Annotated in this window: 20 protein-coding genes and 2 tRNA genes; 5 read left to right on the forward strand and 17 right to left on the reverse strand. The window is 70.3% G+C overall.

The features are described 5' to 3' along the window. The first annotated feature begins 270 nt into the window (after positions 1 to 270). Complete coding sequence (locus tag GPA03_RS19745) at positions 271 to 2,715, forward strand: sigma-70 family RNA polymerase sigma factor (protein ID WP_162458442.1); 2,445 nt, start codon at positions 271 to 273, stop codon at positions 2,713 to 2,715. Between the two features lie 22 nt (positions 2,716 to 2,737). On the opposite strand, the gene GPA03_RS19750 is transcribed toward GPA03_RS19745, so the two are convergent. The 4 genes from GPA03_RS19750 to GPA03_RS19765 form a co-directional block, all read right to left on the reverse strand. Then, entirely contained in the window at positions 2,738 to 3,652 is a 915-nt protein-coding gene (locus tag GPA03_RS19750) for a cation diffusion facilitator family transporter (protein ID WP_156253772.1), read from the reverse strand. A gap of 7 nt (positions 3,653 to 3,659) precedes the next feature. Beyond that, positions 3,660 to 4,025, reverse strand: coding sequence for an ArsR/SmtB family transcription factor (locus GPA03_RS19755; RefSeq protein ID WP_241681394.1), 366 nt, complete (start codon positions 4,023 to 4,025; stop codon positions 3,660 to 3,662). Positions 4,026 to 4,064: 39 nt separating this feature from the next. Then, positions 4,065 to 4,346: a DUF2277 domain-containing protein gene (locus GPA03_RS19760; RefSeq protein WP_156253773.1), complete on the reverse strand. Its 282-nt coding sequence runs from the start codon at positions 4,344 to 4,346 to the stop codon at positions 4,065 to 4,067. A gap of 96 nt (positions 4,347 to 4,442) precedes the next feature. Continuing rightward, positions 4,443 to 6,290 carry a DUF5979 domain-containing protein gene (locus GPA03_RS19765; RefSeq protein WP_156253774.1) on the reverse strand — a complete coding sequence of 616 codons (1,848 nt, stop codon included), beginning with the start codon at positions 6,288 to 6,290 and terminating at the stop codon, positions 4,443 to 4,445. A 348-nt stretch (positions 6,291 to 6,638) separates the two neighbouring features. Here GPA03_RS19765 and GPA03_RS23085 point away from each other — a divergent pair, with 348 nt between their 5' ends. The 3 genes from GPA03_RS23085 (at position 6,639) to GPA03_RS19780 (ending at position 10,583) form a co-directional block, all read left to right on the forward strand. Further along, a complete protein-coding gene (locus tag GPA03_RS23085; protein WP_277755260.1) occupies positions 6,639 to 8,342 on the forward strand; it encodes an ATPase in 1,704 nt (567 codons plus the stop codon). Between the two features lie 73 nt (positions 8,343 to 8,415). Then, the gene (locus GPA03_RS19775) at positions 8,416 to 9,732 is read left to right on the forward strand and encodes an FAD-binding oxidoreductase (RefSeq protein WP_156253776.1); all 1,317 of its coding nucleotides are present in this window, start codon (positions 8,416 to 8,418) and stop codon (positions 9,730 to 9,732) included. Between the two features lie 11 nt (positions 9,733 to 9,743). After that, positions 9,744 to 10,583: a sigma-70 family RNA polymerase sigma factor gene (locus GPA03_RS19780; protein ID WP_156253777.1), complete on the forward strand. Its 840-nt coding sequence runs from the start codon at positions 9,744 to 9,746 to the stop codon at positions 10,581 to 10,583. Positions 10,584 to 10,636: 53 nt separating this feature from the next. Here the strand turns inward: GPA03_RS19780 and GPA03_RS19785 are convergent, their stop codons facing one another. The 3 genes from GPA03_RS19785 to GPA03_RS23125 form a co-directional block, all read right to left on the reverse strand. Then, on the reverse strand, positions 10,637 to 11,839 hold the full coding sequence (locus GPA03_RS19785; RefSeq protein ID WP_156253778.1) for an ROK family protein: 1,203 nt from the start codon (positions 11,837 to 11,839) through the stop codon (positions 10,637 to 10,639). Positions 11,840 to 11,959: 120 nt separating this feature from the next. Further along, positions 11,960 to 12,385, reverse strand: a complete 426-nt coding sequence (locus GPA03_RS23120) for an MmyB family transcriptional regulator (protein WP_338325740.1) — start codon at positions 12,383 to 12,385, stop codon at positions 11,960 to 11,962. Further along, positions 12,322 to 12,831 (reverse strand): helix-turn-helix domain-containing protein, encoded by a 510-nt coding sequence (locus tag GPA03_RS23125; protein WP_338325741.1) that lies wholly within the window; start codon positions 12,829 to 12,831, stop codon positions 12,322 to 12,324. The genes GPA03_RS23120 and GPA03_RS23125 overlap by 64 nt, the downstream gene beginning before the upstream one ends. 118 nt (positions 12,832 to 12,949) lie before the next feature. On the opposite strand from GPA03_RS23125, the gene GPA03_RS19795 reads away from it, so the two are divergent. Continuing rightward, on the forward strand, positions 12,950 to 14,398 hold the full coding sequence (locus GPA03_RS19795; RefSeq protein ID WP_156253779.1) for an MFS transporter: 1,449 nt from the start codon (positions 12,950 to 12,952) through the stop codon (positions 14,396 to 14,398). A gap of 21 nt (positions 14,399 to 14,419) precedes the next feature. Here GPA03_RS19795 and GPA03_RS19800 read toward each other — a convergent pair. The 10 genes from GPA03_RS19800 to dnaN form a co-directional block, all read right to left on the reverse strand. After that, positions 14,420 to 14,495, reverse strand: a tRNA-Ala gene (locus GPA03_RS19800). Positions 14,496 to 14,516: 21 nt separating this feature from the next. Continuing rightward, a complete protein-coding gene (locus GPA03_RS22940; RefSeq protein ID WP_241681395.1) occupies positions 14,517 to 14,636 on the reverse strand; it encodes a DLW-39 family protein in 120 nt (39 codons plus the stop codon). 26 nt (positions 14,637 to 14,662) lie between these two features. Beyond that, positions 14,663 to 14,736: transfer RNA gene (locus GPA03_RS19805), tRNA-Ile, on the reverse strand. Positions 14,737 to 14,845: 109 nt separating this feature from the next. After that, on the reverse strand, positions 14,846 to 15,316 hold the full coding sequence (locus GPA03_RS19810) for a DUF3566 domain-containing protein (RefSeq protein ID WP_241681396.1): 471 nt from the start codon (positions 15,314 to 15,316) through the stop codon (positions 14,846 to 14,848). Between the two features lie 131 nt (positions 15,317 to 15,447). Next, a complete protein-coding gene (gyrA, locus tag GPA03_RS19815) occupies positions 15,448 to 18,018 on the reverse strand; it encodes a DNA gyrase subunit A (RefSeq protein WP_156253807.1) in 2,571 nt (856 codons plus the stop codon). 88 nt (positions 18,019 to 18,106) lie between these two features. Continuing rightward, entirely contained in the window at positions 18,107 to 20,140 is a 2,034-nt protein-coding gene (gyrB, locus tag GPA03_RS19820; RefSeq protein ID WP_156253781.1) for a DNA topoisomerase (ATP-hydrolyzing) subunit B, read from the reverse strand. A gap of 274 nt (positions 20,141 to 20,414) precedes the next feature. Further along, on the reverse strand, positions 20,415 to 20,966 hold the full coding sequence (locus GPA03_RS19825; protein ID WP_156253782.1) for a DciA family protein: 552 nt from the start codon (positions 20,964 to 20,966) through the stop codon (positions 20,415 to 20,417). Next, entirely contained in the window at positions 20,950 to 22,113 is a 1,164-nt protein-coding gene (recF, locus tag GPA03_RS19830) for a DNA replication/repair protein RecF (RefSeq protein WP_156253783.1), read from the reverse strand. Before recF ends, GPA03_RS19825 begins: the two co-directional genes overlap by 17 nt. A 46-nt stretch (positions 22,114 to 22,159) precedes the next feature. Beyond that, entirely contained in the window at positions 22,160 to 23,059 is a 900-nt protein-coding gene (gene gnd, locus GPA03_RS19835; RefSeq protein WP_156253784.1) for a phosphogluconate dehydrogenase (NAD(+)-dependent, decarboxylating), read from the reverse strand. A gap of 49 nt (positions 23,060 to 23,108) precedes the next feature. Beyond that, a complete protein-coding gene (gene dnaN, locus GPA03_RS19840; protein WP_156253785.1) occupies positions 23,109 to 24,242 on the reverse strand; it encodes a DNA polymerase III subunit beta in 1,134 nt (377 codons plus the stop codon). Between the last annotated feature and the right edge of the window lie 723 nt (positions 24,243 to 24,965).

Genomic DNA, 24,965 nt, shown 5'->3' on the forward strand with positions numbered 1-24,965 from the left:
TCCCCTCTCCAGCCCGCACCGCTCGTCTCCCCTCCGACCACCTCCGTGCGGTGGGGCAGGCCCGACCCCGCCCCACCCACCGAAGGTGTGGACTCGACCCAACCCCCCGGATGGGTACGTGTGAGAGACGCCGTGGCTCACGGATCATGACGCGCATCCGTGTGTGATGTATGTCACTCGGAGCGCTGCCGTACCATGTGCAGCAGTAGCCATGGTGTGGAGACACGCCGAGTCACAGGAACTGGGGGCCTTATGGCGGTGCCCGTCGGCATGCCCGACCACGCTCTGCTCACGCGTGCCCGGGATGGCGACGGCGAAGCCTTCGAGGCCCTGTACCGGCGGCACCATCGTGCGGCCACCCGTGCGGCGCACAGCTACTCCTCCCGCAGCCAGCTCGCCGAGGACGCGGTGCAGGAGGCGTTCATGCGCATCCTGCACGCGACCAAGGAGGGTGGCGGGCCGATCACGGAGTTCCGCGCCTACCTCGCCACCACGGTGCGGCACGTGATCGCCGGGTGGACGCGCGGTGAGCGCACGATCGCCACCGACGAGCTCGAGACGCTCGCGGGCGAGGACCTGCGCGACACCTCGAAGCCGGAGTCGCGGCTGCGCTGGCACCTGTTGACGAAGGCGTTCAAGTCGCTGCCGACCCGCTGGCAGGAGGCGCTGTGGCTCGGCGAGGTCGAGGGCATCTCGCCCGCCGAGCTGGCCGAGCGGTGGAACATGTCGGCGAACTCGGCGGCTGCACTGTCCTACCGGGCGCGCGAAGGACTGCGGACCGCCTGGCTGGACGCGCACGTCAACGAGGGCCTGGTGCCGGAGGACTGCCGGCCGTACGTGAGCGATCTCAGCCGCTACACGCAGGGCAAGCTGACCGACCGCCGCGAGACCCAGGTGCGCGGCCACCTCGACGACTGCGAGTACTGCCGCGCGGTGCTGCTCGAGGTCGACGCCGCGGCGTCCGAGCTGCGCGTGCTGCTCCTCCCGGTCGTGCTGTGGGGTGGGTTGGCGCTCGCAGGTACCGGGCTCTCGCTCGGTCCCGCCACGTGGGTGGCGAAGCAGCTCGGGGCCGTGGGCAGGCGTGGGCTGGCCTTCGGCGCGGCCTCGACGGCGGCTGTGGTGGTGGTCGCCGTGGTCGCCATGAACCCGGGGTCGGCTGAGCCGATCGGCAACGCCGACGACGGCCGGAGCCTCGTCGTGTCTCCGGTCGCGGGTGGCAGCTCGGGCGGGGGCACCGACTCCGCGTCCGACGGTGACGACGCCGATGAGGCGAGCGACCCCGCGGACTCCCCGACAGACAGTTCGACGACGACGCCGGGCGACGGGGCCGGCCTGCCAGGTTCGTCCGTTCCGGCCGGCGCGGGAGGGTCGGCGACCACGACCACCCCCATCGATCCGCCCTCGAAGGACCCGTCACCGACGGTCCCGGCGCCGACCGCGCCCCCGGTGACCGACCCGACCGACCCGGTCCCGACGGTGCCGCCGGTGACCGACCCGACCGACCCCACCGAGGAGCCTGAGCCGTCCGAGGAGCCGCCCGCAGCACCGGGAATGACCTATCTGGTGACCGAGGCCGGTCTCATCGAGCTGCACGGCACGGGCGAGCCGGGCGCGACGGTCACGGTGGCGGCCGCTGACACAGGCACCTCCGGCGGGACGACCGGCACACGATCGGTCGTTCCCCGCGCGCCGCTGGCGCTGCCTGGTGGCGAGGTCGCGACCACGACCGTCGCAGCCGACGGCACCTGGAGCGTGCAGCCCGACCTCGATGTGGTCGCCGGCCTCACGGTCGTGGCCATCCAGACGATCAACGAGCTCGAGTCGGCCCTCAGCGAGCCGGTCCCGCTCCCTGCCCGGCCTGCCCCGCCGACGATCACCGGGTACGCCACGACCGGCACCACCGTGGATCTGAGCGGTGCCGGTGCCGATCCCGGCGCGCGGGTCCGGATCGTCGGCATCGGGGGAGCCCCGCTCGCCCAGGTGACTGCCGACGACAACGGCGTCTGGGGTGCGCGCTTCGCCCTCAGCACCGAGATCGGCGGCACTGCGGCCGTCGCTATCCAGGTCGGGTCCCACGGGCTTGCGTCTACCGGGTCCGCGCCGATGACACTGCCCAACTACGTGCCGCCGATCCTGAACCCCATCCCGCTCGTGCCCTTGACGCTGGCGATCGAGAGCCAGGGCGATCTGATCGTGTTCAGTGGAACCGGTGAGCCGGGCGCTTCCGTGAGCCTGAGCGGTGAGGGCCTACAGGTTGACTCCGGTCTCGTGCATACCGACGGCTCCTGGCGGCTGGAAACCGCCGCCCTGCCGGAGCTGAGCGGTGTCGAGGTCGTCGCGACGCAGACCCTCGGGGACCGGACGTCGCAGAGCACTCCGCAGTCGATCCCACTGATCGACGATCCTGAGGTTCCGGTCCCGCCGGCCGCGCCGACGATCGGTGGGATCACCGTCGCCGGCATCGGGGTGGCGCTCGGGGGCGAGGCCGTGGACGGGGCGACCGTGGAGCTGCGGAACCCCGCGGGTGAGTCAGTCCTGGAGACCACGGCGGTCAACGGCGACTGGCTCTTCCTCCTCACGCTCATCCCCAGCGGCGTCGACGAGGTGTACGCGGTCCAGATCGTCAACGGCGTCGAGTCTCCCGCGAGCGAGTCGATCAACGTGGGATGGCTGATCGGTATCCACCTCGAAGCGTTTGAGTCAACGGCAGGCTAGGCGGTCCCGCAATATCGCGCACCTACGCGTGCGCCGCGACCTCGTCATGGTCGTCGTGCCCGGCGGGCTCGAGCTGGAACGTGGAGTGCTCGACGTCGAAGTGGCCGCGCAGGCAGCCCTGCATCGCGTCGAGCGCGGCGCAGAAGTTCTCAGGTGCGAGCACGGTGTCGTCGACGACGACGTGCGCCGTCAGCACCGGCACCCCGGAGGTGATGGTCCAGGCGTGCAGGTCATGGACGGCCACCACGCCCTCCACCCCTTCCAGGTGCGTGCGGACCTCAGCGAGCCGGAGGTCGTCCGGGGTGCCTTCGAGGAGGACCTTGGCGACCGATCGCAGCAACGCAAGAGCACGCGGCAGGATCAGCACGGCGATCGCGACCGAGGCGGCCGCGTCCGCGCGCTGCCAGCCGGTGGTGACGATCACGATCGCGGCGACGATGACCGCCACCGAGCCGATGAGGTCCCCGAGCACCTCGAGGTAGGCGCCACGCACGTTGATGCTCTCGCGCTGACCACCTCGCAGCAGCAGGAGCGCGACGAGGTTGGCGATCAGGCCCAGCGCACCGATCGCCAGCATGCCGGGCGCCGCCACCTCCGGTGGGTGCTGCCAGCGCTGGATCCCCTCGACGAGCACCAGCACCGCGACGACCGTGAGCAGGACGCCGTTCACGAGCGCCGCGAGCACCTCGGCGCGCTGCCAGCCGAACGTCCAGCGCTGGTCAGCAGGCCGCGCGGCGAGCCACGTGGCCGCGAGCGCGATCGCCAGCCCGGCCGCGTCGGTGAGCATGTGACCGGCGTCGGACAGCAGCGCCAGCGAGCCAGTCACCGCGGCGCCGATGACCTCGACCACCATCACGGTGCACGTGATCGCGAGTGCGGCGATCAGCCGGCCCCAGTGCCGCTGCCCGGCCGTCCCCCCGCCGTGGTCGTGGCCCATCCCCATGTCAGTCCTCGTGCCGGTGCACGACGGCGTGCAGACCCTCGTCGAGCAGCTCCTCGGCCCGATGCACGAGGGCGCCGAGCGAACCGGTGGTGAGCGAGTAGTACGTGGAGCGCCCGACCGCCCGGGGCGCGACCAGGCCGGCCTCGCGGAGGACCGCGAGGTGAGCCGACGTCGTCGACTGGGCGAGCCCCACCTCGGAGACGAGATCGACCACCCGGCGCTCGCCGTCGGACAGCGAATGGACGATCTGCAGCCGCACGGGCTCGGAGAGCGCGCGGAACACCGCAGCCACGGCCTCGTGGTCATGGCGGGAGGTGCGGCAGGTGCCATCGGCGCCGTCACGCAGGTCCGCCCCATTCATCGTCATAGAGCGATGATATCGCCCTATGACGTGGAATGCGAGGGCTCAGGCCGACGCGGTCTCCGGGAATCGCTTGGCGTTACGGGCGCGGGCCTTCTCACGCTCGACCTCGCGATCCTTGGGCGGCGCGGTGGTGACGAGATCGGCGAGCAGGTGCTCGGTGGCATGCGCGATCTCGGCCACCGCGCGGTCGAAGACCTCCTGGTTGGCCTGCGAGGGCTTGGTCATCCCGCTGATCTTGCGCACGTACTGCAGCGCGGCGTCCTGCACCTCCTGCGAGGTGGCATGGGGCTCGAAGTTGTGGAGGGGTCGGATGTTGCGGCACATGGCCCCAGGCTGACACGGAGCACCCACACCGGCAAGAGTCCGGGTGCACACAGGTCCGCCCGATTCCTCGACCGGACCTGTGTGCACCTCGGGCCGTCAGACCGTCCGGCGACGGCGGACCGCCAGCAGCGCGACGCCCAGGAGCATCAGGGCGAGGGCCGCGGCGAGGGGCTCGGCGCCCCGGTCGGTGCCGGTCTGGGCAAGCTGCGGCTGCAGCACAGTCCCGCTGCTCGCCACCTCGCCCTCGACCTCGGTCTCGGTCTCGTCCGGATCGGGCTGCTCGGTCGCAGTCGGGGGATCGGTCGGCTCGACCGTCGGGGGCGGATCGGTCGGCGTCGTGGGTGACGCCGTGTTCGTGAGCTGCACCGCCGTGACCTCGCCGGCGGCAATGGTCACCGAGTCGGTCGAGAACACCGCGCCCTCCCAGGTCAGGCCGGTGATCGTCGCGGGCTCGAGCTCGGTGAGCGTGAGCACCGCGCCCGCGGGCAGCTGCGGGCTCTCCACCACCGTGCCGTCGGCGGGCACGAGCAGCTCACCCGAGCCGGCCTCGTACCCCTGCCCGGCCGGGTAGGAGTAGGCCACCACGAAGGTGGTGTCGGCCGGGACCAGGGCTGCGCCGTCGCCCTCGATGGACTTGGCGACCGAGAAGGCGCCGGTGAGCAGGGTCGCCTCGTTGGTGAGCACAACGGCGGTGCGGGTCCCCGAGCCGAGGGTGAAGTCGTTCTGGGAGAACACCGGCGCGGCCCAGCTCACGTTCGCGGGTCCGGTCGGCACCGCCTCGGTCAGGTGCACGGTCGAGCCGCGGGGGAAGCTCGCGCTCGTCCAGGTCTGCCCGTCGGAGACCTCGAACGTGCCCTCATGGACGCTGCCGCCCGGCGTCGTCACGGTGTAGCGGCCGCTGAAGGTCATGCCAACCACGGCGTCAGCGGCACCGAGCACCTCCTTGGTGATCGTGAACGCTCCGACGTTGGTGCCCGAGCCGGTGCCGCCTCCACCCTTGTTGACCACCTTGGCGTGCACGGTCTTGGTGTTCTCGCCCGCGATCGTGATGTCGGCCTCGTTCGTGTACGTGGCCGAGGCGCCGCCGTCGGTGATGGCGGTGACGTAGTCGATCACGTAGAAGAAGCCCTGCTCGGTGGTCAGCGTGACGGTGCTGAGGTCGTCCGAGACCGAGTACCCGCTGGGGTCCATCGTCACGTACCGCCCAGGTCCCTCACGGCCGTTCCCGTCGATGACGAGCGTGTCGGTGTGGCGCACACGCACGCTGACGATCTCCTGCCCAGCGCCCACCCGGTCGGTGACCGTGAGCTGCTCGCCACCCGCCATTCCCTGCGCGGGTGCCTTCACGACCACCTGCCAGGAGGCGGTGTCCGTGGCGGTGTCGTAGCTGCCCCACTTGTAGCTGCCGCGGCCGGTGAACTCGCAGCTGTCCTTGCAGGTTCCCGAGGAGGGCGGGTTCACCGTGATGGTGGCCTCCACGCCGTGGACGTCGTAGGTGACCTCGGTGCTCTCGGACACCTCGGTGCGCACCTTCACCCAGAAGGAGAGGGCACCGCTGATGTCGAGCGGGTTCTCGGCGAGGTAGTCGGCGTCCAGGTCGCAGTAGACCTGCGCGGCGGTGACCGTGCACGCGCCCATCTCGATGCCGTCGCCGTCCAGCAGCGGGAACGAGTCCGCGTAGCCGCGCAACGGCTCGGGAAGGTCGATCACGAACCCGGCCGGCGCCGCCGGGTGGTCCGCGAGCGCCCACGTCAGGTCGAGCTGTGCCGTGCTGCCGGAGGTGACCTCCTCGAGCCTGAAGTCGACCGAGGTGATGGTCGCCTCGGTCGTGTATGGCGGGGCAGCCGTGGCCGCCCCCGCCCCGATGATCGCGCTGAGCAGCAGCGCAAGGAATCCGATCAGACCCACCGATCGACGGCGGGCGTGCGTGTGTGTCGTGCGCATGGTCCTCCAGGGCGGCCGCAGCGCAGCCACCCTCATCTGTCGCCCCGAACGGCGGAGCGGTTCCCCTACATGTCCGCGACTACCCCCTCAGGCAAACGCCGCGCGACCTCGTCACGCTAACCCGCTGACCAGGTGGTTCATCGGCCTCAGAGCCCTGACGCGAGGGCGATCCCGGGCTGCCCTTCTCGCCCTGAGAGGGTGAGCGGGGTGAGCACGCTCGACGGCGTCGCACCCGTGGGTGGGCAGTACTCACCAGGGATGTGGGTGAGGAATGTGGGTCGGCCCTGCCACGATGGTGCAGGGGACGCATGGCGTGCGCCCTGCCGAGTCGAGGGAGAAGCCGTGACCATGACGCCATCGCGCGCGATCGCCACCATCCGGACCGACGGGAACGCCCAGGTCGTCATCGACGGCGTGGCCAAGCGGGTGCTCGCCACCACGCTGCAGCAGACCCGTGCCGACGTGGTGGCCCACATCGCCGCGCACGCCCGCCAGCAGGGGCGCCCGATCCAGGTCGACACCTACGACCCCGAGGGCCGATTCGTGCTCACCGTGAACCCCGACGGATCGCTCGGTGAGATGACCAGCAACGACCTGCCCGAGGACACGATCCCGCCCGGCTCGGTCACCGCGGAGGAGGTGGTCGACGAGACCGCCAGCGCCTGGGGCCCGCCCGGCGCGGCACCGTCCACGCTCGAGGCCCCGACCCAGGTGCCGGCACCGGTGCCGGCGCCGGCCACCGGGCCGGCGAACGTCGCCTCATGGATGCGCACGGCAGCGAACGACCCGCAGGGTGCCCGGCCCGCCGAGACGCCGCCGCAGCCCGCCCCGTCACCCTTCGCCCCTGGGCCCACGCCCGGGCAGGAGCCGCAGCAGGACCGGCCGTCCCAGCAGCACGCACCTCAGCAGCAGGCGCCCCAGCAGATCCCGTCGCCCCAGCATCCGACTCCGACGCACCACGAGGCACCCCAGCTCTACGAAGCGCCCCAGCAGGGGTCCTCGCCCTGGACCCAGGGCCAACCGCCGCCCCAGCCCCAGCCGCAGCAGCCCCATTCCGGGTACCCCCAGGACCACGGTGCCGGTCAGGGTCAGCCGGGCTCCGCCGTCGGGCAGGAGCAGCCGCTCACCCGGCGGCAGCTGCGCGAGTCGTTCCTCAAGTCCGAGCAGGTCGAGGCCCCCGCGAGCAAGGGGTTGCGCGGCACGCTCGCGCGGGTGGGAATCCGGACGCAGCCGTCGGCGGCGGAGCGTGCCGAGCGCGACGACATCCACGCGGTCTCGCAGCACTGGCCCGGCGTCCGCACGATCGCCGTGGTGAACGGTAAAGGCGGAGCGAACAAGACCCCGACGACGGCGCTGCTCGCCGCAACGTTCGCCCGCTACTCCGGTGCCGCCACGATCGCGTGGGACAACAACGAGACTCGCGGCACGCTCGGGTGGCGCACCGAGCAGGGCAAGCACGAGGGCACGGTGCTCGACCTCATCCCGCGCACCGACGAGCTCCTGAACCCGAGCGCGCGGGCCGGCGACATCAGCCACTTCGTGCACCACCAGGCCGCGGACAAGTACGACGTGCTGCGGTCCAACCCGAACCTGCTCAGCTCCGAGCAGCGGATCAGCGGCTCCGACGTGGACTCGATCCACGACGTGCTCGGCCGCTACTACCGACTGATCCTCGTCGACTCGGGCAACGACGAGTCGGCCAGCCACTGGCTCCGGATGATCGAGAAGGCCGACCAGCTCGTGGTGCCGACGATCGCCAAGCCCGAGCACGCCGAGGCGGGTGCACTGCTGCTCGAAGCGCTGACCAAGCGCGGTGGCCGGTCGGCCGAGCTCGCACAGCGTGCCGTCGTCGTCGTCTCCCAGGCGCGTGAGAAGGACTCGAACCCCTCCGCGGCGGACATCGCGCGCGGGTTCGAGGGCTGGGTGTCCTCGGTGGTGACGATCCCGTTCGACCGCGCCATGGTGGAGAACGTGCTGCGGTTCGACGCCCTCGGTGCCGCTACCCAGCGGGCCTGGCTCCGCGCGGCCGCCGCGGTGGCGCGTCAGCTGTAGCGGTCACACTTTCACCGCGCCGGGCGTCTCCTTCATGGACCCGCCACCCGGGCGGGACCGGAAGGAGAACCTCATGCTCAGCACGCTCGAGCCACAGCTCGACGGATTCACCGGTTCGGTCATCACCCCCGACTCGCCCGACTACGAGGCCGCAGCCCGCACACCGCTGCTGCCCAGCACGCCCGCGCTCGTGCTCCGGCCGCGCGACGTGGCCGACGTGCAGCGGGCCGTGCGGGCTGCCGCCGCATCCGGGCTGGCTGTCGCGGTGCGCGGCGGCGGGCACTCGTTCGCCGGTCTGGGGACCGTGGACGAGGGGATCGTCATCGACCTGCGAGCGCTCGACTCGATCGAGGTGCTCGACGGCGATCGCGTGCGCATCGGAGGCGGCGCCACCTGGGGCGCGGTCGTCCAGGCACTCACCCCGCACGGGCTGGCGATCTCCTCGGGCGACACCGCCTCGGTGGGCGTCGGCGGGCTGACCCTCTCGGGCGGGATCGGCTGGATGGTGCGCTCGCACGGCCTGACGCTGGACCACCTGGTCTCGGCCGAGGTGGTCACGGCGGCCGGCGAGGTCGTCACGGCCTCCACCGTGAGCCACCCGGACCTGTTCTGGGCGCTGCGCGGTGGCGGCGGTGGTCTCGCCGTGGTGACCTCCTTCGAGCTCCAGGCCGAGAGGCTGTCCACCGTCACGTTCGGCACGTTGACCTTCCCCGCCACCGAGGCCGCGCAGGTCGTGACCGGCTGGGCGGAGCACCTGCGGACGGCTCCGCGCGAGCTGACCTCGGCGGTCAGGCTCGCGAACCCGTTCGCGGGCGGCGTGGATGCGCCGGTGGAGGTCACGGTGGCCGCCATCGGAGGGGACGCCGATTCCCTGATAGACCCGCTGCGCGCCCTCGGGACCCTGCAGTCCGACACCGTCACGGTGCAGCCGTACGGAGAGGTCCTCGAAGAGGGCCACGTGCTGCCGCCGGGGATCCGGCTCGCGGTGCGGAGCGGCTTCGTGCCGCCAGAATCGGTCGGTGACGCCGTGGCCGAGGTGGTGGCGATCGCTGTTGCGCCGCAGCCCGCAGCGATCGTGCTGAACAGCATCGGCGGTGCGGTGGCCGACGTCGGTCCCCACGACACCGCATTCGCCCACCGCCGCGCCGAGCTGATGGTGACCACGTTCTGCGGTGGCCCGGCACCCGCGTTCGACGGCATCCGCGCCGGGCTCGACGGCGTCTGGGCGCGGCTGGCACCACACACCGAGGGTGCGTACGCCAACTTCCTCGACGGCAGCTCGCCCGAGGCACGGGCGAGCGTCCATCCGGAAGGCACGCGCCGCCGTCTGGAAGAGATCCGCGCCGAGTACGACCCACAGGCACTGTTCGCGAGGAGGTCCGCGAGCTAGTGTCGTCGACGATGACCGGCAACGCATCGGGTGAGGGTCTCGCTGTCGAGTTCGACCGGCATCGGGCGTACCTGGCGGCCGTCGCCTATCGGATGCTCGGCTCGTACGCGGACGCCGAGGATGCGGTCCAGGAGACATGGCTGCGACTCGCGCGCACCGACGTGACCGACGTCGAGGACCTGCGGGCGTGGTTGACCCGTGTGGTCAGCCGGATCTGCCTGGACCAGCTGCGGGTACGCACCCGCCGCCCCGAGGACCCGCTCGACGCATTGCCCGACCTGGAGACGGCGATCCCCGGGCCGGCCTCACGCATCGAGACGGCCGAGCGCGTCAGTTATGCGCTGATGATCGTGCTCGATCAGCTCGAGCCCGACGAGCGCCTGGCGTACGTGCTTCACGATGTGTTCGGGATGCCGTTCGGCGAGGTCGCGGGGGTGGTGGACCGGACCCCGGCGACCGCGCGCAAGCTCGCGAGCCGCGCGCGGGAGCGGCTGCGTGGTGCGCAGCCCAGCGGTGACGCCACCCGGCGGCAGCAACGGGCGGTCGTGGACGCGTTCCTCGAGGCTGCCGGCACCGGGAACTTCGAGGGACTCATCGGCGTGCTGCACCCGGACGTGGAGTTCCGCGTGGACGAGGGCCCGGCGGGCATCCGGATCGTGCGCGGCGCCGAGCAGGTGGCCAACGGCGCCACACGATTCCGCCAGGGAGTGACCCGATACGAGTTCGAGGTGGTGGAGCTCGGGGACCGGCTCGGCGTGCTCAGCACGGACGACGGCGAGCCCGCGTCGCTGCTGCTCATCACGAGCGAGGGGGATCGCATCATCGCGATGGAGGCTCGGCGGCTCCGGTAGCCCGGTCGGGACCCCGACGAGGTCGAAGCCATCGGGGCTCTGCACCAGCCGGCTCAGCCGACCGCGACCGCGCGATCTCGCAACGCCCTGTCGCCCTCGTGCCAGAGCGGTGAGGCGAGGTAGCTGTCCAGGGCGAGCGCGGCCGAGGCGTGGGGCCAGTAGTCGGGGCGACGGCGGTCGTAGAAGCGGACCTTCGCCTCCCGCCCGACGAGCTCGCGGTAGCGCACGCGAATCATGTCGATGCAGCTCTCGATCTCCTCGGGTGTCCCCAACCTGCCGCGCACGGTGGTCTCGGTGGGCGCCACCAGGCTCATGATGAGCGGGACCACGCGGCCCAGCTCCTCGGCCCGGGCCTGGCGGAGCTGGCGCAGCCCCTCGGTGTCATCCTTGGGGTAGAGGTCCCGCTGCAACGACCCGGGGGGCAGCAGTCCCGAGTCGACGGCGCGCCGCAGCAGCGCATCGTCCGTGCACGTCGCCTTGACGCACCCGATCTGACCGCACTCGCACGGGAAGGTGGAACCCGGCACGATGAGGTGCGAGACGAGCCCTCCCGCGCCCGGACCGTCCCAGACCAGGTCGTCGCCTCGCATCAGGGCCACGCCCACGGACCGCCCGACGAGGACCGTGAGGACGTCGTCGCCACCCTGGGCCCACCAGTAGTGCTCGAGCGCCTGCGCGCGGACGTTCGGCTCGACGCGCACCGGGTGGGAGAGGTGCCCACGCAGGCCGGTGTAGAGGGCGTGCGGATCGACGTCGGCGACCAGCGGTGGGGGCTGACCGTGGTGCAGCTCGGCCCACGGCGTGGTCATGCCGATCCCGATGACTGCGGCGGACCCGACCTCCGCCACGATCTCCTCGACGAGCTCGGCGGCCTCCTCGATGCGTTCCCGCTGGGTCCCACCGCTCGCGGGCGCCGACCGCCAGGTGACGACATCTCCGCGCATCGTGTAAGCACCGCAGGAGGTGGACTCCGGGTGCAGGTGCCCGCCGACCACCAGGCGGCCGACGGCAGGGACGTCGAGCGGGGTCACCGGTCGCCCGGCGCCGCGCGGTGCCGAGGGTGGTACCTCCGTGAGTGCGCCGAGCTCGAGGAGCTCGGTCACGGTCTTGGTGATCGTGGTGAAGCTGACGCCGGTGACTGCGGCGAGCTCCTTGCGACCGAGCGGTCCCTGGCGCACGATCGTGCGCATGATCGCCGACGCCGTTGCGTTGCGCTGACGCACCATGAGTTCGGTTCGCTCTGTGCGAGAAGCCACCTGGCCAGCGTAGGCCAGCCGACCTCATGGGCGATCACTGGCGCCAATCGTGGCTCCATGGGTCCAGGGGGCACCCCGACACCGGGCGCTCGGGCGCGGTGCTGGAACGTTCCGTCCCGGCTAGGCCGTCGACGTGAGCAGTTGGAGCGCCGCGAAGGAGGGGCTACCGGGCTCGGCCATGTGGGTGAGGATGCGCTGACCATTGCCCTCGGCCAGGTGCAGCACCTCGTACCCGAGCTCGAGATCGCCGACCTCGGGGTGCCGGAAGCGCTTCGTCCCGCTGGTGCACAACCGGACGTCGTGTCCTGCCCACAACCGCGCGAACTCGGGGCTCTTGACGCTCAGTTCGCCGACGAGCTCGGCCAGGCGGCGGTCATCGGCGAACTGGGCGGCGACGAAGCGCAGGGACGCGACCGCGAGCGCTGCCTCCTCGGCCCAGTCGACGTGGAGATCCCGGGTGTGCTCGTCGAGGAACAGCAGCTTCACCAGGTTCGGGCGATCCTCGAGGTCCGCAGGTGCGTCGCGATCGACGTGCCCGGCCAGCAAGAGGTGTCCGGCGCGGTTCCAGGCGAGATGTCGTTGAAGCGGCCCAGCAGCACCGCGGCCACATCGCCCATCGAGTGCAGCAGTCGTTCCGCGCCGGGCTTGGCGAGCTCCAGCCTCGGCGTGGTGCGCAGCCGCCTGCTGGGCGCCGGGTGCGCCAGCGCGTACAGGTGCGCCCGTTCGTCGGCGTCGAGCTGCAGGGCGCGTGCCAGGGCGTCGATGATCGCGTCCGAGGCGTTCTGGGACTGCCCCTGCTCGAGGCGGGTCAGGTAGGTCACAGAAATCCCGGCCAGCTGTGCGAGCTCTTCGCGGCGCAGACCTGGGACGCGACGGCGCCCATAGCTGTTGACGCCGGCCTCGTCAGGACTGATGCGATCGCGGCGCGAGCGCAGGAACTCGCCCAGCTCGGTGACGGGGCCGTCGGTGTCGAGGGGCTGTGGGACTGGCACGCCCTCCATTGTCATGCACTCGGTCCGGCGGAGCCTGGCCCCGTCAGTGCTAGGCAACCCCAGCCCAGGTCGACCGGAGCCCTGGCTATCCGCGCGGCACGGCCAGAGCCTGGATCGCATGAGCACCATCGAGACCTCGACGCCGCCGCACCCGTCCGCGCACCCGGAACCGTTCAGCCCGGCGCAGAAGATCGCGGTCGCGGTCCTGCTCACCGCGAACTTCACCCTCGCTGTGGACTTCTCCATCCTCAACGTCGCGCTGCCCCACATCGGTGCCGAGCTCGGGTTCGTCACCGCCGCGCTGCAGTGGATCGTCACCGCCTTCGCCCTGTCCGCCGCCGGGTTCACCCTGTTCTTCGGGCGGGTCGCCGACCTCTTCGGGCGCAAGCGGCTGTTCCTGATCGGCATCGTGCTGCTCGGCCTCTCCTCCCTCGCGGGTGGCCTGGCCACCGATCCCACCCTGCTGATCGTCGCCCGCACCGGGCAGGGCATCGCGACGGCCATGGTCACCCCGGCGGCGCTCTCGCTCATGACGACGATGTTCCCCGAGGGGCCGGCGCGCTCCCGCGCGCTCGGTCTCAACGGGGCGCTCATGGCGGCCGGGTTCACGGCCGGCGCCGTGCTCGGCGGTGTGCTCACCGGCGCTGTGTCCTGGCGGTGGGCGTTCTTCATCAACGTGATCGTCGCCCTGGTCGTGCTCGTCACCGCCCCGTTCGTGCTGCGCGAGCCGTCCCGCGGGACACGCCCCAGGCTCGACGTGCCCGGCGCCATCACCATCACCCTGGCCCTGGTCGCGCTCGTGCTGGGCATCGAGGGTGCCGGGCACAACGGCTGGACCCATCCCGGGACCTGGGGACCGATCCTGGGCTCCCTGATCCTCGGCGCCGTGTTTCTCACGATCGAGACCCGCGTCAAGGAGCCGCTCGTGGCGCCGGATCTGCTGCGGCAGCGCAACATCGGGTGGGGCAACGCGGCCGGGCTGCTCGCGTTCGCGACCTTCACCTCGCTGGTGTTCCTGATCACCCTCTACCTGCAGCGGATCCTCGGGTACAGCGCGATCGCCGCCGGCCTGGTCCTCGCCGTGCTCGGCATCGGGACGGTCATCGGCGGGCTCGTCGCGCCGAAGGTCATCGGCCGGACCAGTGCACGAACCGCCGTCGTGGGAGGGCTCCTCGTGCAGGCGGCTGCGACGGCACCGCTCGCCCTGGTCGGTGACAGCCGCACCTGGTTGGTCCCGCTGCTGATCCTCACGTTCGTCGGCGGGATCGCCAACCTGGTCGCCATCGTCGGCTATGTCGTCGCCGCCACGACGGGTGTGCCCGCCGAGCGCCAGGGCCTCGCCACCGGCCTGGTGACCTTGAGCCAGCAGGTCGGCATCGCCCTGGGTACGCCGGTCATGTCCGCCATCGCTACCGGCATGCTGGTCACCTCGCTGCTGCCCGGGCTGCGGGTCGCGATCGGCGTCAATGCGGCCGTCGCCCTCGGCGCGGCGATCCTGGTCGCGACCTTACTGCGGCTGCCGAAGTCCGGCTGCGGCCCGCGAACGCGTCGTCGTCCCCGTCGCTAGAGACGGCGGGTCTCAAGGCGATGGTGGAGCCAGGGGGACTCGAACCCCCAACCCCCTGCTTGCAAAGCAGGTGCGCTACCAATTGCGCCATGGCCCCGCGTGTGAAGTTGTCGACCGGTCAGGGGAGCTGGTCGGTGACCTCGGTCCACAGGTCCCGCTGCTCGCGCTGATCCTCCAGCGCCCGCCAGATCATGGCCGCTGCGGCGACCAGGAGTGCGGTGACGGCAAGCTTCTTCATCTCACGCTCCTTCGCCGGGCGGGTCGTGGGCCTAGCTGGACTCGAACCAGCGACCTCTTCCTTATCAGGGAAGCGCTCTAACCGACTGAGCTATAGGCCCGAACATGCACACGCCCGAGGAACGGGGCGCCGGTCGAGGGTACCTCAGGCGCCTCGTTCCGCCCAAACCAGAACCGACGGCGGAGCGCCCCTTGTGAGAAGCGCCACTCTCAGTCGTCGGTGAGGGTGAGGTGCAGGCCGCCGACCATCGCCGCGACCAGGTTGTAGACGAAAGCACCGAGGGTGGCCAGCGCGGTCATCAGCACGATGTCCACGACCGCGACAACGGTTGCGACAGAGAGCACCCGCGAGAACTGGAGGTACTGGAGGAGCTCGCCGAACTGGTTCATCGCCTCGGCGGCCTCGATGACGCTCTCGATCTCGGCGAAGACCTCCATCTGGTTCAGCACCTGCCAGACGGTGGCCGTGGCCACCACGATGCCGATACCCACGGCGATCGAGAGCAGGAACGCCAGCTTCATCACCGACCAGGGGTCCACCCGGGACACCGCCAGCCGGACGCGGCGCGGACCCACCGGCTTCGCCTTGGGGGCCGGCTTCTCGCGCGAACCCGAACCGTTGTCCGACGAGGCGGGGCGCTCGGTCGTCGGTCTGCCGGCTTCGGCCGAGGAGCCTGTCACACGAGTGCTCCCGGTCGAGACGCGCTGCGGCGGACCACTCGGCTGCCTCTCCGATCGCGCCGGAGGCACGCTCGGCGGGACCGCGGGGGGCGGCCCTGCGGGGCTTCCCGAGGTCACGGTTCTTTCGCTCATCAGCGTCCTTCCGGCAGCTCGTCGTCAGTTGACGGTACGCCATTCTCCATCGACGCGCCGCTCTCGGCTGCCTCGGAGATGGCCTCCGACGGCGCGATCCCGGCCTCGGAAGGCCCCTCGCCAGCACCCTCGGGTGCCTCGGAAGCCTCCTGATCACCGTTGACGACCTGCTCCACGTTGCGAGCGATCGCGATGATCCGATCGCCGCCGTCGGGCTTGGCGAACGTCACACCCTGGGTGGTGCGGCCGGTGAGGTTGACCTCGTTCACGTGGGATCGGACGATCTTGCCCTTCTCCATGATCACGAGCACCTCGTCGGACTCCTGCGTGATCAGCGCACCGACGAGATCGCCGCGCGCCTCCACCAGGTTGGCCACCTTGATGCCCAGGCCGCCGCGGCCCTGCACCCGGTACTCGCTCACCTTCGTGCGCTTGGCGAAGCCGCCCTCGGTCACCACGAACAGGTCGGACCCGTCGGTCACCACGTCCATGCTGAGCAGGGCGTCCTCCTCGCGGAACTTCATGCCCGTGACACCCGAGGTGGCGCGACCCATAGGCCGCAGCGCCTCATCGGTCGCGGTGAACCGCAGCGACTGGCCCTTGCGGGAGACCAGCAGCAGGTCGTCGTCGGAGTTCACCAGCCGGGTGGCGACCAGCTCGTCAGGGATGTCGTCGACCTCGCGCAGGTTGATGGCGATGAGGCCACCGGTGCGGGCAGAGTTGTAGTCGCCGAGGCGGGTCTTCTTGACCAGGCCGCGGGCCGTGGCCAGGACCAGGTACTCCGCCTGGTCGTAGTCGCGGATCGCCAGCACCTGTGCGATCTTCTCGTCCGGCAGGAACGCCATCAGGTTCGCGACATGCTGACCCTTGGCGTCACGACCACCCTCGGGCAGCTCGTAGCCCTTGGCCCGGTACACGCGACCGAGGTTGGTGAAGAACAGCAGCCAGTGGTGCGTCGTCGTCGTGAAGAAGTGATCCACCACGTCGTCACCACGCAGCTGTGCACCACGCACACCCTTGCCACCACGACGCTGGGCCCGGTAGTTGTCCACCCGGGTGCGCTTGGCGTAGCCGCCGCGGGTGATCGTGACGACCACGTCCTCCTCGGGGATGAGGTCCTCGACGCTCATGTCGCCGTCGTAGGGCAGGATCGTGGTGCGGCGCTCGTCGCCGTACTTGTCGACGATCTCGGCGAGCTCGGCCCGGATCACCTCGCGCTGCTTGCTCGGCGAGGCGAGGATCGAGTTGTACTCGGCGATCTCCCGCTCGAGCGCGTCGTGCTCGTCCTGGATCTTCTGCCGCTCCAGGGCCGCCAGGCGGCGCAGCTGCATCTCGAGGATCGCGTCGGCCTGGTCGGTGTCGATGTCGAGAAGCTCCATCAACCCGGTGCGCGCCGCCTCGACCGTGGCGGACGCGCGGATCAGCGCGATCACCTCGTCGAGGGCGTCCAGAGCCTTCATCAGGCCCTTCAGGATGTGGATCCGCCGCTCGGCGCGAGCCTTCAACCACTCCGTGCGACGCACGATCACGTCGATCTGGTGGTCCACCCAGTGGCGGATGAAGGCGTCGAGGCTGAGCGTGCGCGGCACGTTGTCGACCAGCGCCAGCATGTTCGCGCTGAAGTTGTCCTGCAGCTGCGTGTGCTTGTACAGGTTGTTGAGGACGACCTTGGCGACAGCGTCCCGCTTGAGGATGATCACCAGGCGCTGGCCCGAGCGGCCCGAGGTCTCGTCGCGGATGTCGGCGATACCCGAGATGCGCCCGTCGCGCACGAGCTCGCCGATCTTGGCGGCCAGGTTGTCGGGGTTGACCTGGTACGGCAGCTGGCCGACCACGAGGCACTGCCGGCCCTGGATCTCCTCGACCTCCACGATGGCGCGCATCGTGATCGATCCGCGCCCGGTCCGGTAGGCATCCTCGATGCCACGTGTGCCCAGGATCAGCGCACCGGTCGGGAAGTCCGGGCCCTTGACCCGGCGCATCGCCTGCCCGAGCAGCTCCTCGGCGCTCGCATCGGGGTTGTCCAGGAACCAACCGACGGCCTCGGCGACCTCGCGCATGTTGTGCGGCGGGATGTTGGTGGCCATGCCGACGGCGATGCCGGCGCTGCCGTTGACCAGCAGGTTGGGGAACCGCGCGGGGAGCACGATCGGCTCCTGCGTGTGACCGTCGTAGTTGTCACCGAAGTCGACGGTGTTCTTGTCGATGTCCCGCACCATCTCGAGCGCGAGCGGGGCCATCTTGCACTCGGTGTACCGCGGGGCCGCGGCCGGGTCGTTCCCGGGCGAGCCGAAGTTGCCCTGCCCGAGCACCAGCGGGTATCGCATCGACCACGGCTGCACCAGCCGCACGAGGGCGTCGTAGATCGCGCCGTCACCGTGCGGGTGGTAGTGCCCCATGACGTCACCGACCACGCGTGCGCACTTGGCGAACGAGGAGTCGGGGCGATAGCCGCCGTCGAACATCGCGTAGAGGATGCGCCGGTGGACCGGCTTCAACCCGTCACGGATGTCAGGCAGGGCACGCCCCACGATCACGCTCATCGCGTAGTCGAGGTAGCTGCGCTGCATCTCCAGACGCAGGTCGACCTGCTCCACGCGGCCCCCGCTGGGCACAGGACTCTCGGTGATGATGTCGTCGTCGCTCACGTACTACCCCTCAGATGTCCAGGAAGCGCACGTCGCGTGCGTTGCGCTGGATGAACGTGCGGCGCTGCTCGACGTCCTCGCCCATGAGGATCGAGAACATCTCGTCGGCAGCTTCCGCGTCATCGATCGTGACCTGCTTCAGCGTGCGGGTGTCCGGGTCCATCGTGGTCTCCCACAGCTCGCGGAAGTCCATCTCGCCGAGACCCTTGTACCGCTGGATGCCGCCGCCATCCTTCTGGAGGCGCCACCCGCGCTCACGCCCTTCAGCGACCAGCGCATCACGCTCGCGGTCCGAGTACACGTACTGGTGCGGCGCGTTCGCCCACTTCAGCTTGAACAGGGGCGGCATCGCCAGGTACACGTGCCCGAACTTGATGAGATCCGTCATGTAGCGGAACAGCACCGTGAGCAGCAGCGTGCAGATGTGCTGCCCGTCGACATCCGCATCGGCCATCAGCACGATCTTGTGATAGCGCAGCTTGCTGATGTCGAAGTCTTCACCGATGCCGGTGCCGAACGCCGTGATCAGGGCCTGTACCTCGTTGTTCGAGAGCGCCTTGTCCAGCCGCACCCGCTCGACGTTGAGGATCTTGCCTCGGATCGGCAGGATCGCCTGCGTCTCGGGGTTGCGCCCCTGCACCGCGGAACCGCCGGCCGAGTCGCCCTCCACGATGAAGATCTCGCTGACAGAGGCATCGCGGCTCGAGCAGTCCCGCAGCTTGCCCGGCATGCCGCCGCTCTCCAGCACGCCCTTGCGGCGGGTGGCCTCGCGGGCCTTGCGTGCCGCCATCCGCGCGGCCGCCGCCTGCACGGACTTGCGGACCACGTCCCTCGCCTCGCTCGGGTGCGACTCGAGCCAGTCACCCAGCTGGTCGTTGACGATCTTCTGCGTGAAGGATCGCGCCTCGGTGTTGCCGAGCTTCGTCTTGGTCTGGCCCTCGAACTGGGGCTCACCGAGCTTGATGGAGATGACGGCGGTCAATCCTTCACGGATGTCCTCACCGGTGAGGTTCTCATCCTTCTCCTTCAACAAGCCCTTCTCCCGGGCGTACCGGTTGACCAGACCCGTCAGAGCGGAGCGGAACCCTTCCTCGTGGGTGCCGCCCTCCGTCGTCGAGATGGTGTTCGCGTAGGTGTGCACCGACTCCGAGTAGGCGTTGGTCCACTGCATCGCGATCTCGAGCGCGATCTTGCGCTCGGTGTCCTCGGCCGAGAAGTCGATGACGTCCGGGTGGACCGGGTCGATCTTCTTCGCCGAGTTGAGGTGCGTGACGTAGTCGACCAGGCCGCCGTCGTACCTGTAGGTGACCTTGCGCGAGTTCTCGACCCCGTCGGAGCCCGGGCCGGCCACGACGTCCTCGACATGCTTGCCGCGCTGGTCGTCGAGCGTGATCGTCAGACCCTTGTTGAGGAACGCGTACTGCTGGAACCGCGCACGCAAGGTCTCGAAGTCGTAGTCGGTCGTCTCGAAGATCGCGTCGTCGGCCCAGAACGTCTGGATGGTGCCCGTGACGTCGGTGGGCTCGCCCTTGATCAGCTCGGTGGCCGGCTGCCCGCCGTCCTCGAAGGTCATCGACCAGTGGTGGCCGTCGCGGCTGACCTCGGAGATCATCCGGCTCGACAGCGCGTTCACCACCGACATGCCCACGCCGTGCAGACCACCGGAGACCGCGTAGCCGCCGCCACCGAACTTGCCGCCGGCGTGGAGCACGGTCATCACGACCTCGAGGGTCGGCTTGTGCTCGGTGGGGTGCATCGCGACCGGGATGCCACGGCCGTTGTCGGACACGCGCACGCCGCCGTCGGCGAGCAGCTCCACACCGATCGTGTCGCAGTACCCCGCGAGCGCCTCGTCGACCGCGTTGTCCACGATCTCGTACACGAGGTGGTGCAGGCCACGCTCACCGGTGGAACCGATGTACATGCCCGGCCGCTTGCGGACGGCCTCCAGACCTTCCAGGACGGTGATGTTCCCCGCGTCGTAGGTGCTCCCGGGAGGGGTCGCTGGGGTCTCGGTCTCATCCACCGCGGTCTGGTCTGCCACTCGTCGGGCTCCTCGTCCTCGTCGTCACGGGGGTCGAGGACCCCCGTGGACACGCCGATCACCCTGTGGTGCAACGCGCCGCCCGAGCGTGTCCCAGGTGCTCCACGGCACCCCCACGACGGGCTCTGTGATTCTACCGTGATCAACCCGATAATTCGAATCGTCCACAGGGTTTTCCACACCCGCGTGTCCCGTGGCCGGGTGCTGCCCATGGTTGGTCCCGCCAGGTGCATCGACGTGACCGGATCTCACTCTCCCGCGCGTCCCAGGAGCCTCATCCGTAGGTGTCGCGCGGGCCACGCCCACGCACCGACCGGGGCCCCTTGCGCCAGCTCGGACCACCGGGCCCGAGCACCTGGATCGAGATGACGGCGCCCTCGCCGACCTCCTCCGCGAGCCGGCGCTCGAGCTGCGGGATCAGCAGCCGGATCTGGGTGGCCCACGCCGTCGAGTCGGCACGCACCACCAGCGCACCCTCGGTGAAGGTCTCGGGCACGCAGTGGTCCGCGATGTTGTCACCCACCACCTCGCGCCAGCGCCCCACCACGCCACCGACCTGCAGCGACCGGCCCCAGCCGAGCTGTGCGCTCAGCTGCTCCATCGTGTCGGCGACCGGCTGCGGGTCGCGTCCCGCACCGTGCACCACGCCGGGGGAGTGGTCGCCGAGCGGGCGGGTCCGGCGCCTGCCCGGCTGCTGCCCCGGCGTCAGCCCCCGTTTGCGGGCCGCGTCCCGTGCCCGCGCTAGCGCGAGCCGGGCCGCCTCGTCGGGGTCCGGTTCATCGTCGGACGGCGTGCGGTCCCTCGCGTCGTCAGGCTCGGTCGGCACGGGTCACCTTGCCGTCCGCGACGTCGAGGCGGACGCCGCTCAGTGCGCCCGGTACGTCCTCACCGACCGCAGCCGTGATCAGCACCTGCTCCGCGGGGGCGACCAGCTCGGCCAGCCGCTCACGGCGGCGGGAGTCGAGCTCGGCGAACACGTCGTCGAGGATCAGCACCGGTTCGCCGTCGCCGTCCCAGGAACCCTCGCCCTTGAGCAGCTCGTAGGAGGCCAATCGCAGCGCCAGCGCGAACGACCACGACTCGCCGTGGCTCGCGTACCCCTTGGCCGGCAGGCCACCAAGGATCAGCTCGACGTCGTCACGATGCGGCCCCACGAGGCTCACGCCACGTTCGATCTCGCGCGGGCGCAGCCGCGCCATCGCCTCGAGGAGCTTCTCCTCCACCAGCTCGGGCCTGGTGAGATCGTCCTCGCTGATCGGGTCCTCGTCGGTGCTCACGCTCGCGCGGTAGCTCAGCTCGGCGAGGCTCTGACCGCTGCTGACCTGCTCGTAGGCCGCCTGCACGTGCGGGCGCAGGTCTCGCAGCATCCGCACCCGGCCGGCAAGCAGCTGCGCACCGCTGGCGGCAGCCTTGGCGTCCCACACGTCGAGGGTGCGGATGTCGCCCTCGGAACCCGCGCGTCTGGCCGAGGCCGCGGTCTTGAGCAGCGCGTTGCGCTGCTTGACGACCCGTTCGTAGTCGCTGCGCACGCTCGCCATGCGCGGCCCGAGCAGCGTGAGGAGGTCGTCGCAGAACCGCCGCCGGCCGTCCGGGTCGCCCTTGACCAGCGCCAGGTCCTCCGGCGCGAACAGCACCGTGCGCAGGTGCCCGAGCAGCTCCCGCGGCCGGGTGGGGCTGCGGTTCAGCCGGGCGCGGTTGGCGCGGCCGGCCACGATCTCGAGCTCCAGCAGGCTCGGGCGGCCGCCGCGCTGCACCTTGGCCTGCACGATGGCCCGATCGGCACCGGCACGCACGAGCGCGGCGTCACCGGCGACCCTGTGCGAGCTGAAGGTGGCCAGGTAGGCGATCGACTCCACCAGGTTCGTCTTGCCCTGGCCGTTCGGGCCCACCAGCGCGGTGACGCCCGGCTCGAGCGAGATGACGACCTCGCGGTAGGAGCGGAAGTCGGTGAGAGCAAGGTCGGAGACGTACATGCTCAGGCCCGCTCCGCCGTCGGGCAGCGATGAAGGTCGAGGAACCTCATCCGTCGGCGGAGCGCTGGACGGCGTGGCCGCCGAACTGCTCGCGCAGCGCCGCGACCGCCTTCATCGCGGGGGAGTCCTCCTGGCGGCTGTCGAAGCGCGCGAACAACGAGGCCGCGATGACCGGCGCCGGTACGGCGAGCTCGATCGCCTCCTGCACGGTCCAGCGGCCCTCGCCCGAGTCGGCGACGTAGCCCTTGATCTCGGAGAGGTCGTCGTCCTCGTTGAGCGCCTTGACCAGCAGCTCCAGCAGCCAGGACCGCACCACGGTGCCGCGCTGCCAGGCCTGGAACACCTTGCTGACGTCGACCAGCAGGTCGTCGCGGGCGGCGAGGATCTCGTAACCCTCGGCGTAGGCCTGCATGATCCCGTACTCGATGCCGTTGTGGACCATCTTGGAGTAGTGGCCGGCGCCGACCGGGCCCGCGTGCACGAAGCCCTCCTCGCGGGGGCCCTCGGGGCGGAGCGCGTCGAAGACCGGCATCAGGTGCTCGATGACCGTCTCGGGGCCGCCGACCATGAGGCCGTAGCCGTTCTCCAGCCCCCAGACACCGCCCGAGACGCCGGCATCGACGTAGTGGATGCCCTTGGCCGCGAGCTCCTTGCCCCGGCGGAGGTCGTCGTTGAAGTTCGAGTTTCCGCCGTCGATGATGATGTCGCCCTCGGTGAGCCGACCGGCGACATCGGTGATCACATCCTCGGTGATCTGGCCCGCAGGCACCATGATCCACACGGCCTTGGGGCCGCCGTCGGGCAGGGCCGAGACGAGCTCGGCGACCGAGGCGACGTCGGAGATCTCAGCGTTCTGGTCGTACCCCGTGACCTCGAGGCCGGCAGCGCGCATGCGGTCCCGCATGTTGCCGCCCATCCGACCGAGTCCGATGATTCCGATGTGCATTGGTCATGCTCCTCGTGGTCGACGGCGGGATCTCAGGCGGGCTGCTCGCTCAGCTCGCGAAGCGGATCGGCTGGAGCAGGTAGCGGAAGGTCTCGGAGGAGTCGGGGCTGTCGCCGCCGCCATCCTCCTGACCGCTCATCACGGCCGGCTTGGTCGGGTGCGTGAACGACAGGCGCGTGTAGGGAGCGCCCAGCGCACCCAGGCCGTCGAGAAGGTACTGGGGGTTGAAGGCCGTGGTGATCTCCTCGCCCACGAGCGTGGACTCGAGGACCTCGGAGGCCTGCGCGTCATCGCCCTGACCGGCCTCGAGGACCACCTGGCCCTCGGTGAAGCTCAGCCGGATCGGGGTGTTGCGCTCGGCGACCAGGGCCACACGCTTGGCGGCCTCGATCAGCGCAGCCGACTCGGTCACGGTGTGCGTGGTGGTCTGCTCGGGGAACAGCCGGCGCACGGGCGGGTACTCGCCGTCGACCAGGAGGGAGGTGGTGTGGCGGCCGCCGGCCTCGAAGCCGATGATGTCGGCGCTCTCGGCGAGCGAGATCTCGATCGAGCCGGTCGAGGTGAGGGCGCGGGCGACGTCGGAGAGGGTGCGGGCGCGCACCAGAGCCTGGCGCTCGACGGTGGGTGAGCTCGGCCGCCACGTCATCTCGCGCATGGCGAGGCGGTAGCGATCGGTCGCCAGGAGCGTGAGCTTCTCACCGCTGATCTCGACCTTGACGCCGGTGAGCAGCGGCAGCGTCTCGTCACGGCCCGCGGCGATCGTGACCTGCCCGATCGCGGCCGCGAACTCCTCGGCGTCGACGGTGCCGGCCAGATCGGGCATCTCCGGGAGGCTCGGGTAGTCCTCGACCGGCATGGTCAGCAGCGTGAAGCGCGAGGAGCCGCAGGTGACGTTGACGCGGGTTCCCTCGAGGACGACATCGACCGGCTTGGCCGGCAGTGCGCGCGAGATCTCGGCGAGGAGACGACCGGAGACCAGCACCGAACCGGGTGAGTCGACCTCGGCTGCGACCTCGGACCGGGCCGAAACCTCGTAGTCGAAGGTCGAGAGGGTCAACGTGCCGTCGGGAGCCGCCTCGATCCGGACTCCGGCAAGTACCGGCGCCGGCGGGCGGGTCGGCAACGTGCGCGCAGTCCAGGTGACGGCCTCGGCAAGAACATCGCGCTCGACCCTGAACTTCACTGTGTCGACCTCTCGTTCGCGGTGGCACGGGACGTCCAGTCCCTGCCTTGGGACCCCTGAGCATAGTGCGGCGATGTGTCTGCTTGGTGCGGAGGAGCTGGCCGGGACTCACGGATCGGGCCAGGCAGGCCTTGTTGGTTGTTCACAGCCGGATCAATGGGTAAGTCCCATGTTCGTCATCGGTGGTGTGGAAGATGTGCGCAACCCACGTCCGTGCAGGTGAGAGCGCCCGGAGCCCTGTGGACCGACCTGGGCGCCGGCCTGTGTCGAACCCATGTCATTCGTGGACGAGCAGTTTTCCCACATCCGCTGTCCACGGATGTGGAGTGCTTCGTCCACGTCGAACTGCACGTTGTCCACGTTCATCCACAGGTCCATGCACATCTGTGTGTTTCGTGGCTCCCGGGGCTCGTGGCGTGCCTGTGACATAAGGAGTCGGCTGGGGCAGCAGCGCCGGGCGCGCGGGTGGCGCGGGTCGCGTTCGGGCTGGCGGCCGGGCTGGTGGCCGGGCTGGTGGCCGGGCTGGTGGCCGGAGCTCGCCGAGTTCGTCGCACATCGTCCAGTTCGTCGGGCACACCCGACGAACTGGACGGTACCCCTGACTGCCAGACTGCTTGTGAGTCAGTTGTCCTCGATTTGAGGAGCTGATTGTTGTGTCTGTTCGAAGGTTCCGTACTGCGGAGCAGAAGCGAGAGCTGGTCTATGAGTATGTCGGGCTTGGGT

Source organism: Pseudactinotalea terrae (assembly GCF_009733845.1).
GTDB lineage: Bacteria > Actinomycetota > Actinomycetes > Actinomycetales > Beutenbergiaceae > Pseudactinotalea > Pseudactinotalea terrae.

Excerpts from the sequence above, each read along its gene's own strand:
- GPA03_RS19745 (WP_162458442.1), top strand. The coding sequence starts at position 271 with ATGCCCGACCACGCTCTGCTCACGCGTGCCCGGGATGGCGACGGCGAA.
- GPA03_RS19750 (WP_156253772.1), bottom strand. The coding sequence starts at position 3,652 with ATGGGCCACGACCACGGCGGGGGGACGGCCGGGCAGCGGCACTGGGGC.
- GPA03_RS19755 (WP_241681394.1), bottom strand. The coding sequence starts at position 4,025 with ATGACGATGAATGGGGCGGACCTGCGTGACGGCGCCGATGGCACCTGC.
- GPA03_RS19760 (WP_156253773.1), bottom strand. The coding sequence starts at position 4,346 with ATGTGCCGCAACATCCGACCCCTCCACAACTTCGAGCCCCATGCCACC.
- GPA03_RS19765 (WP_156253774.1), bottom strand. The coding sequence starts at position 6,290 with ATGCGCACGACACACACGCACGCCCGCCGTCGATCGGTGGGTCTGATC.
- GPA03_RS23085 (WP_277755260.1), top strand. The coding sequence starts at position 6,639 with ATGACGCCATCGCGCGCGATCGCCACCATCCGGACCGACGGGAACGCC.
- GPA03_RS19775 (WP_156253776.1), top strand. The coding sequence starts at position 8,416 with ATGCTCAGCACGCTCGAGCCACAGCTCGACGGATTCACCGGTTCGGTC.
- GPA03_RS19780 (WP_156253777.1), top strand. The coding sequence starts at position 9,744 with ATGACCGGCAACGCATCGGGTGAGGGTCTCGCTGTCGAGTTCGACCGG.
- GPA03_RS19795 (WP_156253779.1), top strand. The coding sequence starts at position 12,950 with ATGAGCACCATCGAGACCTCGACGCCGCCGCACCCGTCCGCGCACCCG.
- GPA03_RS22940 (WP_241681395.1), bottom strand. The coding sequence starts at position 14,636 with ATGAAGAAGCTTGCCGTCACCGCACTCCTGGTCGCCGCAGCGGCCATG.
- gyrA (WP_156253807.1), bottom strand. The coding sequence starts at position 18,018 with ATGCAGCGCAGCTACCTCGACTACGCGATGAGCGTGATCGTGGGGCGT.
- recF (WP_156253783.1), bottom strand. The coding sequence starts at position 22,113 with ATGTACGTCTCCGACCTTGCTCTCACCGACTTCCGCTCCTACCGCGAG.
- gnd (WP_156253784.1), bottom strand. The coding sequence starts at position 23,059 with ATGCACATCGGAATCATCGGACTCGGTCGGATGGGCGGCAACATGCGG.